Source organism: Chryseobacterium polytrichastri (assembly GCF_900142445.1).
Classification (GTDB): Bacteria; Bacteroidota; Bacteroidia; order Flavobacteriales; family Weeksellaceae; genus Chryseobacterium; species Chryseobacterium polytrichastri.
In genome coordinates, this window is the sequence record NZ_FRAV01000019.1 from 61,900 (window position 1) to 79,907 (window position 18,008).

Here is an 18,008-nt window from a genome sequence, read left to right on the forward strand (position 1 = left end):
GTACAAAGTTAATAATTTAATATGAGAAGACACAAAAACAAAAACTGCCTCAGAATGAGACAGTTTTCAAAATTTTTATTTAAAAAATAATCTTAGTGATTATCATATTTTCTATCCATTACAAAATCTTCCATGAATTTTGTAGTATAGTTTCCTGCAAGATAATCTTCATTATCCATCAATTGTCTGTGGAACGGAATAGTAGTTTTTACTCCCTCAATATAGAATTCTTCCAAAGCACGTTTCATTTTTGCAATTGCTTCTTCACGAGTTTGAGCCGTGGTGATTAATTTCGCAATCATTGAATCATAATTAGAAGGAATTGAGTATCCAGAATAAACGTGAGTATCAACTCTGATTCCATGTCCGCCAGGAATGTTTAATCCTGTGATTTTCCCCGGAGATGGTCTGAAATCAGCGTAAGGATCTTCTGCGTTGATTCTACATTCAATAGAGTGTAATTTTGGATAATAGTTGATTCCTGAAATTGGAGTTCCAGCTGCCAAAAGAATTTGCTCTTTAATTAAATCATAATCAATAACTTGTTCAGTAATTGGGTGCTCAACCTGGATTCTTGTATTCATTTCCATGAAATAGAAATTTCTATGTTTGTCTACCAAGAATTCAATAGTACCTACACCTTCATAACCAATGAATTCTGCTGCTTTTACAGCTGCATCACCCATTTTTTCACGAAGTTCGTCAGTCATGAACGGAGAAGGTGTTTCTTCTGTTAATTTCTGATTTCTTCTTTGTACAGAACAATCTCTTTCAGAAAGGTGGCAAGCTTTACCAAATTGGTCACCGGCAACCTGAATTTCGATATGTCTAGGCTCTTCAATCAATTTTTCCATATACATACCTCCGTTTCCGAAAGCAGCTACAGCTTCTTGAATAGCAGATTCCCAATGTTCTTTAAGGTCTTCAGCTTTCCAAACGGCTCTCATCCCTTTTCCACCACCACCTGCGGTAGCTTTAATCATTACGGGATAACCTGTTTCTTCAGCTGTTTTTACAGCGTGTTCGTAAGATTCAATTAATCCTTCAGAACCAGGTACACATGGTACACCTGCTGCTTTCATGGTAGCTTTAGCATTTGCTTTATCTCCCATTTTCTCAATCTGCTCAGGAGAAGCACCAATGAATTTGATACCGTTTTTCTGACAGATTCTAGAGAAATTAGCATTTTCAGATAAGAATCCGTAACCTGGATGAATAGCGTCTGCATTCGTAATTTCTGCAGCAGCTATAATGTTAGGGATCTTAAGATATGAGTCTTTACTCATTGCAGGACCAATACAAACAGCCTCGTCAGCAAATCTTACATGAAGACTGTCTTTGTCTGCAGTAGAGTATACTGCAACAGTTTTGATTCCCATTTCTTTACAAGTACGTAAGATACGCATTGCAATTTCGCCACGATTGGCAATTAATATTTTTTTGAACATCTCTCCGAAATTTTAAATTATAAATTTTGAATTTTAAATTATTTTAAATGAAAAGCCTTCATCTAAAATTTATAATCTTTAATCTAAAATTCCTTAAGATGGATCTACTAAGAATAAAGGTTGGTCATATTCTACAGGAGTAGCATCGTCAACTAAAATTTTAACGATTTTACCGCTTACTTCAGAATCAATTTGGTTGAATAATTTCATTGCTTCAATTACACAAACAACTTTTCCAACAGAAACTTCGTCTCCTACGTTTACGAAAACATCTTTATCTGGAGATGGTTTTCTGTAGAAAGTTCCAATCATTGGAGATTTGATAGTAATAAATTTGCTGTCATCAGATGCAGCTTCAGCTTTTTCAGCAGGTGCAGATGTAGCAACTGGAGCTTGTGCAGGAGCAGCCATTTGTTGTGGTGCTGTGTGGTAAACAGCAGGTTGAGCATAAGCAACTTCGCTTCCAGCTAATGGAGTTTTAATAGTGATTTCGAAATCTTTAGTTTTGTACTTCACTTCAGAAACTTCAGCCTTAGATACAAACTTAATAAGATTTTGTATGTCTTTAATGTCCATAAATTTGATATTTGATTTTGGGTCAAAGATACCAAAAAAACGTAAAAAACAACAAAAAACCGCCGAATTTTATCAAAATTGGGCGGTTTTTGTATAAAAACGAGTGTTTTTCAATGAAAAACGACTTCTTAGTTTTCTTCAGTAGTTGCTACTTCTTTTTCCAATACTACTTTACCTCTGTAGTAAAGTTTCCCTTCATGCCAGTGAGCTCTGTGGTAAAGGTGCATTTCTCCTGTTGTTGCATCTTTAGCTAGTTGAGGAACTACAGCTTTGTAGTGAGTTCTTCTCTTATCTCTTCTTGTGGACGATTGTCTTCTCTTTGGATGTGCCATCTTGTAATAACTTTTTTAATTTGATGAGCGATGAGATTCTTTTCATCCTCTCATCATATTTAAATTATTTTAATTTTTATCTTTTAACTTCTTAAGTGCTTCCCATCTTGGGTCACTTTCCGGTTCTTTTTCTTCAACTTCTTTCGGGCTGAATTTTTCAAGAATTTCCAGATCTTCTTTACTTACGTTGGGTGAAACCTTTTTCATTGGTATGGAAAGGATCACGTTTTCGTAAATCAACTGTGCTACATTAAAAGCATGGTCGTTGGTTGGAATGGTGATAACATCTTCTTCGCTGTCATCGTATTCTTCTCCAAACTTAACCAAAACTCTGATGTCATTTTCAATAGGGTGGTTGAAATCATCGTTTGTGATATCACAAACCAGCTCTACAGTCCCATTGGTTTCTATCTCAAATTCTAAAAAAGTAGTGTGTTTCTCAAGAAAAACATCTACTGAAATCTTAGGATTTGTAAATTCCTGCTCAGTGTCAAATAATTGAAAGAACGATTTGTCTATCTCAAATTTGAACTGGTGCTTCCCGATTTTCAGTCCGGAAAAGCTCACGTCATAGTTTCTTAACTTGTCCATAAAATGAGTGTGCAAAAATATGCATTTTTTTTATAATTACAAATAAAATCCCCAACAAATTAATTTTAAATTTGTTTTAAGGATTTATGCTTCAGTTTCATCTGGTAAATCTTCATCAATTCCGTTGTCGCTAACCATTTTTCTTGGCTGCATACGGTTGCTCATCAATTCGTTGTATTCGCTTCTATTCTTGAAGATTTTAATGGCTGTGAAGATTGCTTCTGAAAAACTTTGTTCATCTGCAATGTTTTGTCCAGCGATGTCATATGCAACGCCATGGTCTGGTGAAGTTCTTATAAAAGGAAGGGCAGCCGTATAATTTACGCCTTCTTCATAGGCTAATGTTTTGAAAGGAGCCAGGCCTTGATCGTGATACATTGCTAAAACAGCATCGAAGCTTCTGTATTTGCTTGGCTGGAAAAAACTGTCTGCAGGGAAAGGTCCGAAAGCCAAAACTCCATTATCAGAAAGCTCTTTTATTGCTGGAGAAATAATTTCAATTTCTTCATTTCCGATCACTCCGCCATCTCCTGCATGTGGATTTAATCCTAAAACAGCAATTTTAGGTTTCGTAATATTAAAATCTTCAATTAAAGTTTGATTTAACGCTCGGATCTGTTTTTTTATTTTTTCCTTAGAAATGTTTTCAGCTACTTTTGCCAACGGGATGTGGTGGGTAGAAACAGCAACTTTTAAATCTTCCGTTACCAAAAACATCAATCCTTTTTTACTGAATTTTTCTTCAAAATATCCTGTGTGGCCAGCATGCTTAAAGCCCATCTTCATCATTTCGTCTTTATTAATAGGAGCTGTTACAAGAACATCTATTTCTCCTTTCATTAAAGCTTCAGTTGCTGCTTCCAAAGAATCTATTGCCAATTTGGTTGATTCTTCTGTTGGTTTTCCCAATTCTACATTAGAATTGTCTTTCACAAGATTCACCATATTGATCTTTCCTGCCTGAGCCTGTGAAGTTTCGTTGATGTAATTAAAGTTTAAATTAAGCTTAAAAATATTTTTCTGATAGGTGAATAATTTCCCTGAACCAAAAATTATCGGAGTGAAAAAATCCGTAATGGCTTTGTCTTTCAGAGACTTCATGATGATTTCTGGTCCTATGCCGTTGAAATCCCCGATTGAAATTCCTACTCGTACTTTATGGTTTTTTGGGCTCATTTTGATTATCTTTGAAGATTATAATTTTACAAATTTAGCAAAAAATAATATGTTCACAGGAATTATTGAAGCAGTTGGAGTTATTGAAAAGATTGAGGAAAAAGGAAGTAACATTGATTTTACTTTAACATGCCCTTTTACCAATGAATTAAAAATAGATCAAAGCCTTGCTCATAACGGTTGTTGTTTAACAGTTGTTGAGATAAAAGGAGATCAATATGTCGTAACGGCAATTAATGAAACATTAGAAAAAACCAACCTTGGAAAATGGGATGTGGGAACTGTTGTTAATCTTGAGCGTTGCATGAAAATGGACGGAAGATTAGACGGACACATTGTTCAAGGTCACGTTGATCACACGGGAGAAGTTGTGGGAGTTGAGAATAAAGACGGAAGCTATTTTATTACGGTTAAATATGAATCTAACGGAAGTTTTGTAACAGTTCCACAAGGGTCTATTACTGTAAACGGGATAAGCCTGACCGTTGCGAAAAGTGAAGATTCTCAGTTTTCAGTAGCAATTATTCCTTATACATGGGAGTTTACCAATATGCAGCATCTTAAAATCGGAGATAAAGTTAATCTGGAATTTGATATTATTGGTAAGTATATTGCTAGGTTAATTAATAAACAGAATGGCAATTAATAAATACAAAGGATATAGTTTAAGGAATCGGGTCTTTTTCGGCTTCTTACTCGTATGTTTTTTAAGTGTTGCCGCTTCGTCGTTGGTTCCTTATTTTGTTTTAAAGAGTAACTCTTTAGAGCAGAGTAGGATAGACATGCAGGATAAAACAAACGCCGTAATGGGGTATTTGGATTATGCTGTGAGTCGTGCTCTTGTGGAGACAAAAGACCTTCCTGAAGTTCTAGGTAATAAAATTCTTGAAATTGCGGATATCAATCAACATGATATTGTTATTTATGATTTAAAGGGGAATTATCTGCTTTCTAATAAAGATGAGAGCTTGGTTGAGCAAAAAACGATTCCTTTAAATATTGTGAATAAAATTCTGGCTACCGATGCAAGAGTTGATATTAGAGGATATGATCAGGCTAAAGATGCGGTTTTTACATCCTCTTATTTAGTGTTGAAAAATAATGTTCTAGACCCAATAGGTATTGTGTATATTCCTTTATATCACAATGAATCGGCGTATCTGGATGTCCTTCATCAATATGTTAAATATATCTTATTGGTAGATATATTTCTTATTTTATTTAGTATTTGGCTAAGTTGGGTTACTTCTAATAATTTGGCGAAAACAATTACTAAGTTTTCTGATATGATCACACGTATCACATTGTTTGAGAATGAAATGCATCCTATCAGATACTATAAAAACGATGAATTGAATGCGCTGGCAAGAGCCTATAATAGGATGATTCTCCAAATTCAGGATCAAAAAGAAAGATTACGCTTTAAAGCCTCGGAAGAAGCTTGGCGGGAAATGGCCAAACAGGTTGCTCATGAGGTGAAAAACCCTTTGACACCAATGAAGTTGACTATTCAGAATTTTGAAAGAAAATTCGATCCTGAAGATCCAAATATTAGAGAAAGAGTAAAGCAGATGAGTAAAACGATGGTTGATCAAATTGATTTGATTGCTACCGTTGCTTCAGCTTTTTCAGAATTTGCAAAGCTTCCTGAGAAGAATAACGAGGTAATCAATCTGAATACAGAGGTTGAAGATATTCTGCGTGTTTTCAATGATGATAGTATTTTTATCCATTCCAATAAGAGCAATATCATGATCAATATGGATAGGATTTACCTTTCCAGAATTATTACCAATCTTGTTACCAATGCGAAGCAAGCTGAAAGTGATGAAAGGAAATTAATTATTAATGTTGATGTAGAGCAGCATCAGAGAAGAGTGATGGTGTCTATTCAGGATAATGGTGTTGGGATTCCTGAGAATATATATGAAAGGATTTTTGAGCCTAATTTCACTTCGAAGAATAGTGGGATGGGACTTGGTCTATCCATGGTAAGAAAAATGGTTGAAGATTATAAAGGGGAAATCTCTGTGAAGTCTGAAGTAGGAAAAGGATCAACATTCACAATTACATTACCAACCAATTTATAGTGAAGCCTTTTACATTTAAACAATTCGATATTTATCAGTCTAAAAATGTCTTTCGTGTAGGAACAGACGGTGTTTTGCTGGGTGCTTTAGCGAATGTAGATAACAAATCTAACGTTCTGGAAATAGGAACGGGAACAGGATTAATCTCTTTAATGTTAGCCCAAAGAAATCAGCATGCTGAATTTTTAGGATTAGATATTAATGAAGATGCTGTAAATCTCACAAAATCTAATTTTGAGAATTCAATATTTAATCCAAGGTTAAGGAATGTTCTTCAGGATTTTAAAAATTTTGAAACGGAAGATAAATTTGATTTAATAGTTTCTAATCCTCCTTATTTTGAAGAATCAGGTTCTGAGAAGGATAAAATTGCTAGGCAAACGGTGGAATTAAATTTTCAACAATTAATTTCAAAATCATCCAAATTACTTTCTGAAAAAGGGCTTTTTTCTGTGATTATTCCTGTCGAAGTGGGACTTGATTTTATTGAAATTGCTAAGGAAAATCAATTGTTTTTAATCCGAAGAGTTAATATTAAAGGAATTGAAAATTCAAACGTAAAGAGATTGGTTTTAGAGTTTTCTTTAGCTGAAAATCAACTTGAAGAATCTGAATTTATTATAGAAAAAAGTCCGAGACAATACTCGGACCAATATCTTGAACTCACTAAAGAGTTTCATGTTTTCGGGAAATAAATTATTCAAATAATTCTGCTGTATCCAGCACAGAAACTTTACCGTCTTCACATCTAATCGCCTCTCCAGGGAAGTTTTGAATCATGTGATAATCATGTGTTGCCATTACCACAGCAGCTCCGTTTTCTAAAGCCACTTGTTTTAGTAAAGTCATAATTTCATTAGACGTCTCTGGGTCAAGGTTTCCTGTTGGCTCATCTGCTAAGATTAAGTCTGGATGATTCAGTAAAGCTCTTGCAATAGCTACACGCTGTTGCTCTCCACCAGAAAGCTCATGAGGCATTTTGTGCTTCTTGCTTTTCATGTTTACGCTTCCAAGAACCTCGTTGATACGGTCTTCCATTTTTGTTTTATCACTCCATCCGGTAGCTTCAAGAACAAATTTTAGATTTTTCTCAACTGTTCTGTCAGAAAGTAATTGGAAATCTTGGAAAACAATTCCTAATTTTCTTCTAAGGTTAGGGATGTCGGAAGTTTTCATTTTTGCAAGATCGAAACCAACAACAGCTCCATGTCCTGACGCTAACGGAATGTGTCCGTAAAGCGTTTTTAATAATGAGCTTTTCCCAGAACCTGTTTTTCCGATAAGATAACAGAATCGGCCTTTTTTGATGTTAAGATTCACATCAGAAAGAACCGTGAAGTTTTTTTGCGCAATCTTCGCGTGCTGTAAACTTATAATGCTATCTCCGGAGATATTTGTATGTGGCATAATTCAAATTTAAGAGGCTATTTCTAAAAAATATTTTCAGATCTTAAAAATAGAAAAAAGAAACCTAAAGAAACTAAATTTTAGTAAATTTTAACAACAAAAAATGCCTGAAAAAGTTCTTTTCAAGCATTTCTTGTATATTGTAAAATAAGATATTATCTCTTAGCTCTTGCAGAACTTACAGATAGACTCTTTCTACCTTTAGCTCTTCTTGCTGCCAAAACTCTTCTACCGTTTGGCGTTGACATTCTTTCTCTGAAACCGTGTTTGTTTCTTTTTTTTCTCTCCGATGGTTGGAATGTTCTTTTACTCATTACTATATATTTAAGTCGTAATTAATATTAATTTTTCAGGTTGCAAAGATATAGATTTTTTTATAAGTTCCAAACTTAACGCGTCTTTTTTTGGAAAATATTGAATCTTTTTTTTATCACTTATTTTATTACGCCCATGGATAAATGACTTAGGCGTAGTTTGAAAATAATGAGTTATGATTTATTTAAAAGCTCTATCTTTGAAGACTCAAATTTAAAGAAAATAAATGTTTACACCTGCAGAACTTTTAGAAATTAATACACTTCTTATTCCTGAAAACAAAATAGTTATTCTTACACACTATAATCCGGACGGAGATGCTATTGGTTCTAGCTTAGGCTTAAAGCATTATTTGCATGCAAAAGGAATCAATGCGGAAGTGGTTGTGCCTAACGATTTTCCTAAGTTTCTGAAATGGATGCCTGAGGCTAGAAAGAATGTTGTTGCTGAATATAAAAGGAAAGTAGCTTTTGATATTATTAATGAAGCGGATGTTATTTTCTGTTTAGATTTCAATTCTCCTGCTAGAATTGGTATTTTGGGAGAATGGCTAGTGAAGGCAACAGGTAAGAAAATCCTTATTGATCATCATCAGCAGCCAGAACAGTTTGATTATGTATATTCTGATACTGTAATCCCTGCAACTTGTCAAATGGTATATCATTTTATTGAAGCGATGAATGATGAACATTTGGTAAATAAAGATATTGCAGAATGTCTTTATACTGGAATAATGACAGATACAGGAGGTTTCCGTTTTCGTTCTACCAGTGCAGCAACGCATAGAATTATTGCTAATCTTATTGAAAAAGGAGCAGATCCTTCTATGATAACTTCTAATACATGGGATACCAATACGGTTTCACGTCTTCATTTATTGGCTTTGATCTTAGGAAGAATTGAAGTGGTGAATGAGGGTAAAGTAGCCGTTTTATATTTAACAAGAAAAGAACTTCAGGAATACGGTTTCCAGAAAGGAGATACCGAAGGTTTTGTTAATTATGGATTGAGTATTGTTGGTGTAAGAATGTCTGCATTCTTTATGGAAGACTTGTATGATGATTTTATTAAAATATCATTCAGAAGTAAAGATGATGTGGATGTGAATCAGTTTTCAAGAAAATATTTCAGTGGAGGAGGGCACATCAATGCGGCAGGAGGAAAATCGAATGCTTCTTTACAGGATACGCTTGAAAATTTTAAAGCTAAAGTGGAAGAAGAAACTTTGTCGCTGAATTTAAATAGCTAAACCTCAATATCTACAAAGACTTTTGCTTTTCATTTTTAAAAGAATCTAAACACTTAATAAAGTGAGAATTCAGATTCGAAATAATGATAATGACGTATTTTTCTAGCTCGGATCTTGAATGTTAGTTACTTTTTTATAACCTTTTTCTTCAAGCTCTGTGCAAGTATATTCATAAACTTCTTGAAACATTATGTCAAGATTTTTCTTACTGAATAAACTGAATTTCGTCATTTTTGGGGGATCCAGAAATATATTACAGGATTTCGCTTTAGAGTAAACAGATTTTGCTATGGCTAAATGTAAAATCCGGTCAAATTCTTTCATTAGGCTCATGTGCTTGAGCTCTTCGTAACTTATTGAGTTGACGTGTGAACCAATTAAAAAGTCACACTTGTCAATAATAGGACCTATGGGCAGATTGTCTAAAACACCTCCATCTACATATATTTTATCTCCCATCTTTATGGGTGGAAAAATAAACGGAACGCTGGAGGATGCTAAAAGCGGTTGAAAAAGCGGTCCCTCAGAAAAGAAATCTACGATACCTTGTGTCATTTCTGTTGTGGCAACATAGAGAGGGATTTTTAAGACTTTAAAATCATCTTCAGGAAAATGATCATTAAATAATTTTAAAATGAAACTAGAGCTGAATATCCCATTTTTAGAAAGCCTTAAATAGGATCTTGAAAAAAATGTGGTTTCTTTTACAATTTCTATCATTTCATCAGGCGTTTTACCGAAAGAATAGAAAGCAGCGACGATAGAGCCTGCGCTTGTTCCTGAAATGATATGTGGTTTCAGATCATATTCTTCCAACGCTTTTAAAACGGCAATATGGGCAATTCCACGCATTCCTCCGCCTGAAAGTGTCAAGCCGATAATTGGTTTCTTTTTTTTGAAAGAGAATAGCCCCATTGCTGAATTTAATCTTTACTAAGATACAAGAATTTTTGATATAAAAAGATTAAGGCTCGTCACAATCAGAGTCTATTTTTATGAAAAGTGAGTTGAACTCTTTTTCCATTTTCTCATCGTGTAATGGACCTGAAATTTCCTCGTTTGCACAATTTCCCCAGCCAAAAACTATCAGATCCAAAATAGCGTAATCTTTTTTATCGGGAGAATTTAAACGACTTTCAAACTCATTCCTGATTCTTTGTGGGTCGCTGTTTTTTTTACTCATTTCTTCACGCAGTTTTCGCCATTCTTTCACCATTTCATTATCATTAGAATTCAGGGCTTTTATAAAGCGCTCACAATTTTTAGAATATTTTTTATTTAATAAAACAGATGGATCAGAGAATGCCATTACTTCTGTCTTTCTAATTTCATATTCGTGTAACAAAGATTGGTACGTTTCTTTTTTTACATTCTGCCAGTAAGGGGTATTGACAATCTTTAAATTTTCAATTAATTTCTTTTTTTCATTGAAATCTTTTTCTAACTTTTCAAGAATCTGATCTCTGTCCATTCTCACTTGCTGAAGAGTCTCAAGTTTGAAAACCTGAGGTGTACTCAAAATGACGGAACCTAACTGGAAATATAGTTTATAAGTTCCCTCCAGCTCTTCTTTGGTGTATTTGTTCTCATCAAAATAAGCTTTGTTTTGACATAACTCTGTTTGAAAATTAAAAATTCCCGGTTTACTTGATTGGGTTTTTAGGCTGTCTTTTGGTGTGCTTTCTGTAATTGTAGTCGAATCTTTTTGAATAGGATTCTTGGAAACCTGAGTTTCTTTTTTACAACTAAATAATGAAAGAAAAATAATGGAAAGTATATAAATTCTCATAGATGAATTTTTTAAAGAACTAAATTTTTCGGCATATTGTGAAGAAGTTCTGTATTGATGATTTCTGCACAGATAATTGGTTTTTCCCAGTGTCCGTTATGTCCGCAATCAAGAACGTAAGATTTGATATTGGTTCGGTCGGGAAGGTTTTTGATAGTTTTTTCTGTTTTTACAGCATTGTCGTGTTTTCCTGCAATAACTAAAATTTTAGCTTCAAGATTTTCTAACACATGTTTTTTATCGGTTCTGTCTACCATGCCTTTTACACAGGCTAAGGCTCCTAAATTATTGGTGGAAAGAGCAATTTTCAAAGCCGTTTCTATTTTTCCTTCCAGAATGTCTCTTTCGTTTGGATTAAATAAATTAGGAATTCCCGCTCTTGCGTAATGTGCAAAAGCATCTTTGATAATCCTATAGCTTTTTATGCGTTGTTCTTTCTTTTCTTCATCATCAGGAAAATAGGTGGAGAAAAATAGTGTTAAGCTTTTCAATGTTTCAGGGTGTTTTTCAGCAAATGCTAATGAGATATAACCTCCCATTGAATGTCCCAATAAATGAACTTTATTTAATTTCTGATGATCTAAAACTTTCTTCACTTCATCAGCCATTAAATCAATACTGTGGATTTCTCCTAAAACTTCGGATTTACCATGACCGGGAAGATCTATTTTTAATAGTGAAAAATTTTCAGACAAATGAGGTTCCATGTCGCTCCAAATAGAACTGTTTTCCATGAAACCATGAAGCAGTACCAATGTCTCTTTTCCGTTTCCTTTTCTCTCGAAATGTAGCATAGTTTCAAATATTAAAAGTGAATGTCAATATAATCAACAAATCCCGAACCATTTACCATATCCTGAAGTCTCCAGGTTTTTCCGCCGTCTTTAGACATAAATGTTTTTGTTCCTTTTCGGGCATAGGTTTTTCCGTTGTCGTTTGAAGAAATGCTCTGCGTAATGTCTCCTGTGAAGTTAAGATGCTTAGGGGAAACAACAATTGCAGATCCTTTAATGGTTATAAAATCTTTTCCGGATTTAATATTTCCTGAAACATCATAGTCGTCTCTACCCATTTTTTTGAAATTCACAGAACCTGATTTTGTTGATGAATTCTGGCTTTGGTACGTGAATTTATGATCTCCGCTAAAATCTTTAAAATTATTTTCGCTGTTTTTAGCTTTAATACTGTCATTCATTTTGGTTCTGACCGCATTAATAGAATCAATGATTTTTGTGCTGTCTGATGGGTTGGGTGTAGGTTGTGTTTCTTTTTTTGAACATGAAACCATTAAGGCTATAATAGCAATTGCGGTAATTAGATTTTTCATCAATACTTAAAATTATAATCTCAAATGTAAATAAAAAAGAGCATTTTAAAAATGCCCTTTCGTATTATTTTGTTAATTCCTCGTAAACTTTCTTTTCCCAAGGTTTTATGTCTGTAACTCCGTATCGTTCTTTTTTAGAAATGGCGATATTATCTAAGATATCTACGAAATTTTTGTAGTTTGCCTTATCGGTAGGTTCAATAATAACTGTGAAGTTTTCTTTAACTGGTGCATTTTGATAGGCTTCAGAAATAATCTTTGAAATCTTCACACCGCTAAAATCTGTTTCTTTTAAATTACCTGTATTTAAATCTTGCTTGTCTTGTTGATGGTAGAATACTCTGTTGTCTTTTCCAAGAATAAACGTTACTTGGTTTTTAACATCAACTACGTTTGTTGTTGGTATTGGACTTTTCGCAGGCAATCCCAGATCCATCACGTTAGGTTTTGTAAAGTTGGTGGTAAACATAAAAAAGGTGATTAATAAAAACCCTAAATCTACCATTGGAGTCATGTCAACTCTGATCAATTTTTTCTTTTGCTTGCCTCCTTGTTTTTCTTGTGCAATTACTTCAGCCATGATTACTATTTTTTAAATGTTAAACAGTTTGTAATAAAGAGTGATTTGTTTTTTTTTATTTGAAGGAATCAATACAAAGTCTATACCTAAATTACATAAATGGTGTAAAATATTTAAAAATGATTATTATTTGTTAATATTATGTTGTATTCTTTTTTAATTGTATAAAGTTTTGTGATATTTTAAGTGTTTGATTATAGTTTCGTTAAACTCTTTTGTCTGTTATTTTTACAATAAAAAAAACTCACACTTTTCAGCGTGAGTTTTTAGTAATATTTTGAATTTTTTATTTATTCTTTTTGTAATAATTAACACCACATTCCAAGAATTTTTTGAAATCTTCTTTCGGCATATATCCTGAAACCGGAGCATTGATTACTTTTCCGTCCGGAGTTATCAAAACGTAGTGGGGTTGAGAGTTATTATTAAAATTAACTTGTTGGAACAAACTCCATCTGTCTCCAATTGTTTTTACTTTTTTAACTTGGCCCTCGCCCAAATCAATCTTCGTTTTTTGATCTTCAGGAAGTTCTTCTTTGTCATCAACATATAATGAAGCTAATACAATATCATTTTGAAGAATAGGTAAGATATCCGGTTCACTCCAAACAAATTCTTCCATTTTTCTACAGTTTTCACAACCGTAGCCAGTGAAGTCAATTAAAACAGGTTTATCTTCTTTTTTAGCTAATTCAAGAGCTTTGAAGAAGTCATGTTCAGGATGCATTCCCAAAATTCCATCTTTTTCATCGTGGAAATAGCTAACATTCAATGGAGGTAGAATTCCGCTTAACAATTGCAGTTTCGGACGTTCTGAAGGAACTAATCCTTGAATCATATAAATAACGAAACCAATTCCTAACACTCCTAAAATTTTTCTACCGATAGAGATTTTAGGTTTCTTATCATCGTGTGGAAATCTTATGATTCCGAATAAATATAAAGCTAATCCGATTGCGATAATGATCCATATTCCGATGAACAGTTCTCTTTTTAATAAGAATGTTTTAGAAACTAAATCTGCTTTTGACAAGAATTTTAAGGCTAATGCTAGTTCTATAAATCCTAAAACAACTTTTACCGTATTCATCCATCCTCCTGATTTTGGAAGACTTTGTAATGCTTGTGGGAATAGTGCCAACAATCCGAAAATAATGGCCCAAGCTAAACCAAACCCTGTTAAAGCTAAGGTTAACAGCGTTGGAATATGAGATGAACCTGATAATGATCCTCCTAATAAACTTCCTAAAATAGGACCTGTACAAGAGAAAGATACAATTACCAAAGTTAAAGCCATAAAGAATATACCGATGATTCCACCAGCTTCTTCTGCTTTTGAAGATTTATTTGCAATTGAGCTTGGTAACGAAATGTCGTAATATCCAAAGAAACTTCCCGCGAAGAAGATGAATATGATAAAGAATACAATATTCAACCAAATGCTTGTAGAAATTTCATTGAAGACGTTTCCTGCAATTCCATCAATTAAATGAAAAGGAACGCTTAATAAAACAAAGATCAAGAGAATAAAAAATCCGTACATCAGTGCATCTCTTTTGCCTTTTGATTTATCTTTATTCCCTTTTGTAAAGAAGGAAACTGTTAGAGGAATCATTGGGAAAACACATGGTGTTAACAATGCAATTAATCCTCCGATAAATCCTAGGAATAAGTACGTCCAATAATTTTCACTGTCTTTCACAGCTGCTGTTCCGCAATCTGTTAAAGGTTTTTGAAAATCAATAGATTCTATTTTTAATTGTTTTGGATCTAGCTTTGAAACTTCTTTTACTGTCATTTCTCCTTTTCCGGGATCAGCAGTTACTGTTTCAACCATTTTAGCAGAATCTTTAGTAGGTTCTACTATATCAGCAGTAACTTCTTCAGTTGCCCCTTTTGGAGTTACTTTTTGATTGAATTCTAGTGTGTTTGGAGCTAAACAAACGCGGTCGTCACAAGTTTGATAAGTAATTTCTGCAACCACATCGCCAGGTTTTGTTCCGTCTTTTAATTTAAACTTTTGTTTAAAGCCGGCGCTGTTGGAATAGAAGATAATCTTTCCGCCAAAGGCTTCAGAAAATTCTTCATGTTTTTTACCTGTTTCTGTGAACTTCCCAATCAGTTCAATATTTTTACCTGAAACTTTATATTCTGTAGGGATTCCGGTGTCTTCAGGAATGTCTTTAGAATAAATATGCCAACCGCTTTCCATTGTTGCATTCAACACGGCTTCATATTGGTTGTTTCCTAATTCGTTAACCGTAAGTTTAAATTTTACAGGATTTTTGATTTGTGCATTAATTCCTGTTGCTAAAAACAGCAGAATTAATAAAAACCAGTTTTTAAATTTCATTTTACTTTAATTAAAAATTTTGAGAATATTGTTTCGTTTTCTCATCCCTTGCATATGGTTTGCCTTATCTTAATGATAGAATTCCGAGAACAGAATTTTTTCTTTAAGGCTAAGATCCATTTTTTTTCTTCGCTAAAATAGCTAATTTTTCGTCCTTAAAAAAACGAAGGAACCCTCTTTTTCCTAAGAATTCTTTCAATAAAAGATGTTCGTTGATGTATTTACCTTAGCAGTAACAGAAATACGTATTCTTTTTACTAAAAATGTTGTGAGAAAATCCCTATTGATTTTCTCAATATGTTCAATACCTGATTCGGCAATTTACCTGATTCTCTTTTCTCCAGCTATCTTTTTTATTTTTTCTTCTCTAATGTTTTTGGAGGTTTTTCAGTGGAGATTTTATCCACAACAGCCATTCCAACTGTGGAGAACTGCTCAGCATTATAATACCCAAAGTCATATTGAACTAATTTTCCTTCAGAATCTAAAAATAAAAATGATGGGAAATTCACAATTTTGAATTCTTTTGCCAATGCTACACCTTCTTTTTCTGCGTCTATCGCAAGATTTACAAAGTTTTTATTGAATATGTCTCCAACTTTAGGATCGGGGAAAGTATTTTTCTGCATCAATTTACAAGGACCACACCAAGTGGTGTATATATCTATGAAAATGAGTTTGTTTTCTTTTTTAGCGATCTTTTTGGCTGCTTCCAAATCAATTTTTTGAAAATCAATACCTTTCTTACTTTGTGCATTAGCGGAAACTCCGATGATTAGGCACAGACTGAATATGATTGTTTTAAACATAATGTTGATATTTATTATAAGTTCCAAAAACAAAAAAAAATCACCCGTCTTTTCGAATGTTTTTTATAATGTATTGTATTTCAGTGTTGAAAATAATCGTTGTTTTTAATTTTTCTAATTTGTTCTACACATTTATGCTTCTGATTTTGTGCATTATGCTTACTGGTATATTGATATTTACTTTGAATCTCTTCAATACTTTTATTTTTCATAAAAATATCCTGAATTAAGTTTTTGCAATGCGTAGATATAGAATTGATATACACATTAAGTTTATCCCAATAGTCCCGCTCGTTTTCAATAGCCAAATTGATCTCTTCTTGATGGGTGGCGTAATAATTTTCCGGAATTTCTATGAAAAACTGTTTGTTTCTAAGCTTTTTCAACCATAAGTTTTTAGAAATCCCTGAAATGTAATAACCAAGACAAGTGTGCGCTTTGAAGTCGTCAGTAAATAACTTTTCGTATAAAATAACCAATGAATCCTGAAAAATGTCTTTGGCATCCTCTAGATTTCCTTTATTATTAAGAACAAATTTTTTAGTGTATGTAAAGTATTGTTGATATAAAATGGCAAAAGCTACATTGCTGTTTCTCTTAAAATCATCTATTGCTAGAGTATTTGTTGTTTTTCTGTCCATTTTATTTTCAACATTTTTTGAGTCTGCTTGCTGGCAGAGAACCTTCTATCTTGTCTATAAGGTAGTATTCCTAAAATCTGATCTTTTGCATCGCACAATAACCAAGCGTTTTCTTTTTCTAGAAAAGATAATTTTTCATCTCTCAGGAATTTTGAAATCTTCTTTTTTCCTGAAAACCCTGATGGGTAAAATTCATCTCCATCCTCTTGTTTTCTTAAACGTAAAGGAAAGTGGAGTTTATCGGCATCAAAATCCCATTCAACTATCTTATTGATTTCGTAGTTGCTTTCAATAATATCTTCGAGATTAATGATGATTTGGTTTTCTGAAAAATTAAAATTTTCAATCAGAAGAATTTCAGATTCGGGTTTCTTGCCTTTTACTTCCTCCTTCTTGCTTATAATCAATTCATCTCTATTGATGCTTAAATGATAGTCTTTTGAAAAAAAAGAACTTCCATTTTCAGCTTTGAAAATTTTAGAAATTTCCTCTTCCTGATTAAAACCATATTTCTTTAAAATTTCAAACTTTACAAAATCACTTTCCTGATCCAGCTTTTCTTTGGATAAAATTTTATGGTCTTTGTTAAATGTTGAAAGCTTATTTTCTATTTCTTTAATCTGATGTTGAACAAAATCTTTGGTCTGATTTAAATAAGAAGAGCTTTTTTTGAAGTTTTCCAAAAAATGGTCGTTCGTTTCTAAAAGCTTGGGAACAATCTCGTTTCTTATTTTATTTCTTAAATAATCACTTTTTTTATTAGAAAGATCTTCGCGAAATTCAACGCTGTTTTCTTTTGCAAACGCGTAAATTTCTTCTTTTGAAAATGATAAAAGAGGTCGAAGGATATTATTGTCATTGGAAGGGATTCCACTCAAACCATTAATTCCTGCTGCTTTTGAAAGATTTATGATGAATGTTTCCAATTGATCATTCAAATGATGAGCAGTTACTAAAAACTCTAACTTTTCCTGTTGCTGAATATTTTTAAAGAAAGCATAACGGAGCTCTCTTGCCCAAAGCTGAATCGAGTTATCGGGTTTTTCATCTTTTTCTGAAACTTCATATAAATGAAAAGGAATTTTGTTTCTCTCACAAAAATCCTGAACAACTTTTTGGTCAAGGTTAGAATCTTCACCGCGAAGTTTATAGTTGATATGGGCTATCTGAAAGGGAAATCCAGAATTTTGAAACAAATAAGCCAGCACCATAGAATCAGCACCGCCACTCACTGCTAATAAATAAGTGTGGTTTTCCGGATTGTGAATAAGATTTTCTAATTGATCTCTAAAACGTAATTTTTTCAACATCTAGGTTGATAATTT

Annotated in this window: 20 protein-coding genes; 4 read left to right on the top strand and 16 right to left on the bottom strand. The window is 33.2% G+C overall.

The window, feature by feature from the left end; all coding sequences use genetic code 11:
* Positions 1 to 92 precede the first annotated feature (92 nt).
* From accC to pdxA, 5 genes are all read right to left on the bottom strand, one after another.
* Entirely contained in the window at positions 93 to 1,448 is a 1,356-nt protein-coding gene (gene accC, locus BUB80_RS12885; protein WP_073293455.1) for an acetyl-CoA carboxylase biotin carboxylase subunit, read from the bottom strand.
* A gap of 93 nt (positions 1,449 to 1,541) precedes the next feature.
* A complete protein-coding gene (gene accB, locus BUB80_RS12890) occupies positions 1,542 to 2,024 on the bottom strand; it encodes an acetyl-CoA carboxylase biotin carboxyl carrier protein (protein WP_073293457.1) in 483 nt (160 codons plus the stop codon).
* Between the two features lie 128 nt (positions 2,025 to 2,152).
* The gene (gene rpmF, locus BUB80_RS12895; RefSeq protein ID WP_034678990.1) at positions 2,153 to 2,356 is read right to left on the bottom strand and encodes a 50S ribosomal protein L32; all 204 of its coding nucleotides are present in this window, start codon (positions 2,354 to 2,356) and stop codon (positions 2,153 to 2,155) included.
* Between the two features lie 69 nt (positions 2,357 to 2,425).
* Entirely contained in the window at positions 2,426 to 2,947 is a 522-nt protein-coding gene (locus tag BUB80_RS12900; protein ID WP_073293458.1) for a YceD family protein, read from the bottom strand.
* A gap of 84 nt (positions 2,948 to 3,031) precedes the next feature.
* Positions 3,032 to 4,123 carry a 4-hydroxythreonine-4-phosphate dehydrogenase PdxA gene (gene pdxA / locus BUB80_RS12905; protein ID WP_073293460.1) on the bottom strand — a complete coding sequence of 364 codons (1,092 nt, stop codon included), beginning with the start codon at positions 4,121 to 4,123 and terminating at the stop codon, positions 3,032 to 3,034.
* A 49-nt stretch (positions 4,124 to 4,172) separates the two neighbouring features.
* On the opposite strand from pdxA, the gene BUB80_RS12910 reads away from it, so the two are divergent.
* The 3 genes from BUB80_RS12910 to BUB80_RS12920 are packed head-to-tail and all read left to right on the top strand — an operon-like array spanning position 4,173 to position 6,908.
* Positions 4,173 to 4,769, top strand: a complete 597-nt coding sequence (locus BUB80_RS12910; RefSeq protein ID WP_073293521.1) for a riboflavin synthase — start codon at positions 4,173 to 4,175, stop codon at positions 4,767 to 4,769.
* Positions 4,759 to 6,213, top strand: a complete 1,455-nt coding sequence (locus tag BUB80_RS12915; RefSeq protein ID WP_073293462.1) for a sensor histidine kinase — start codon at positions 4,759 to 4,761, stop codon at positions 6,211 to 6,213. Before BUB80_RS12910 ends, BUB80_RS12915 begins: the two co-directional genes overlap by 11 nt.
* The gene (locus tag BUB80_RS12920) at positions 6,213 to 6,908 is read left to right on the top strand and encodes a tRNA1(Val) (adenine(37)-N6)-methyltransferase (RefSeq protein ID WP_073293464.1); all 696 of its coding nucleotides are present in this window, start codon (positions 6,213 to 6,215) and stop codon (positions 6,906 to 6,908) included. Before BUB80_RS12915 ends, BUB80_RS12920 begins: the two co-directional genes overlap by 1 nt.
* A gap of 1 nt (position 6,909) precedes the next feature.
* Here the strand turns inward: BUB80_RS12920 and BUB80_RS12925 are convergent, their stop codons facing one another.
* Both BUB80_RS12925 and rpmH read right to left on the bottom strand, forming a co-directional pair.
* A complete protein-coding gene (locus tag BUB80_RS12925; protein WP_073293466.1) occupies positions 6,910 to 7,620 on the bottom strand; it encodes a cell division ATP-binding protein FtsE in 711 nt (236 codons plus the stop codon).
* A 155-nt stretch (positions 7,621 to 7,775) separates the two neighbouring features.
* A complete protein-coding gene (gene rpmH, locus BUB80_RS12930; RefSeq protein ID WP_054511485.1) occupies positions 7,776 to 7,934 on the bottom strand; it encodes a 50S ribosomal protein L34 in 159 nt (52 codons plus the stop codon).
* A 227-nt stretch (positions 7,935 to 8,161) separates the two neighbouring features.
* On the opposite strand from rpmH, the gene BUB80_RS12935 reads away from it, so the two are divergent.
* Complete coding sequence (locus BUB80_RS12935; protein ID WP_073293468.1) at positions 8,162 to 9,184, top strand: DHH family phosphoesterase; 1,023 nt, start codon at positions 8,162 to 8,164, stop codon at positions 9,182 to 9,184.
* Between the two features lie 102 nt (positions 9,185 to 9,286).
* Here BUB80_RS12935 and BUB80_RS12940 read toward each other — a convergent pair whose 3' ends face one another.
* From BUB80_RS12940 to tilS, 9 genes are all read right to left on the bottom strand, one after another.
* Positions 9,287 to 10,099, bottom strand: coding sequence for a patatin-like phospholipase family protein (locus BUB80_RS12940; RefSeq protein ID WP_073293470.1), 813 nt, complete (start codon positions 10,097 to 10,099; stop codon positions 9,287 to 9,289).
* Positions 10,100 to 10,148: 49 nt separating this feature from the next.
* Complete coding sequence (locus BUB80_RS12945) at positions 10,149 to 10,973, bottom strand: hypothetical protein (protein WP_073293472.1); 825 nt, start codon at positions 10,971 to 10,973, stop codon at positions 10,149 to 10,151.
* 11 nt (positions 10,974 to 10,984) lie between these two features.
* A complete protein-coding gene (locus BUB80_RS12950) occupies positions 10,985 to 11,767 on the bottom strand; it encodes an alpha/beta fold hydrolase (RefSeq protein WP_073293474.1) in 783 nt (260 codons plus the stop codon).
* Positions 11,768 to 11,778: 11 nt separating this feature from the next.
* A complete protein-coding gene (locus BUB80_RS12955) occupies positions 11,779 to 12,300 on the bottom strand; it encodes a hypothetical protein (protein WP_073293477.1) in 522 nt (173 codons plus the stop codon).
* Positions 12,301 to 12,364: 64 nt separating this feature from the next.
* Positions 12,365 to 12,880, bottom strand: coding sequence for a biopolymer transporter ExbD (locus BUB80_RS12960; protein WP_073293479.1), 516 nt, complete (start codon positions 12,878 to 12,880; stop codon positions 12,365 to 12,367).
* Between the two features lie 286 nt (positions 12,881 to 13,166).
* Positions 13,167 to 15,233 (bottom strand): protein-disulfide reductase DsbD family protein, encoded by a 2,067-nt coding sequence (locus BUB80_RS12965; RefSeq protein WP_073293481.1) that lies wholly within the window; start codon positions 15,231 to 15,233, stop codon positions 13,167 to 13,169.
* Between the two features lie 353 nt (positions 15,234 to 15,586).
* Positions 15,587 to 16,042: a thioredoxin family protein gene (locus BUB80_RS12970; protein WP_073293483.1), complete on the bottom strand. Its 456-nt coding sequence runs from the start codon at positions 16,040 to 16,042 to the stop codon at positions 15,587 to 15,589.
* A gap of 80 nt (positions 16,043 to 16,122) precedes the next feature.
* Positions 16,123 to 16,683, bottom strand: a complete 561-nt coding sequence (locus tag BUB80_RS12975; protein WP_073293485.1) for an RNA polymerase sigma factor — start codon at positions 16,681 to 16,683, stop codon at positions 16,123 to 16,125.
* Positions 16,656 to 17,993 carry a tRNA lysidine(34) synthetase TilS gene (gene tilS, locus BUB80_RS12980; RefSeq protein ID WP_073293487.1) on the bottom strand — a complete coding sequence of 446 codons (1,338 nt, stop codon included), beginning with the start codon at positions 17,991 to 17,993 and terminating at the stop codon, positions 16,656 to 16,658. Before tilS ends, BUB80_RS12975 begins: the two co-directional genes overlap by 28 nt.
* Positions 17,994 to 18,008 lie beyond the last annotated feature (15 nt).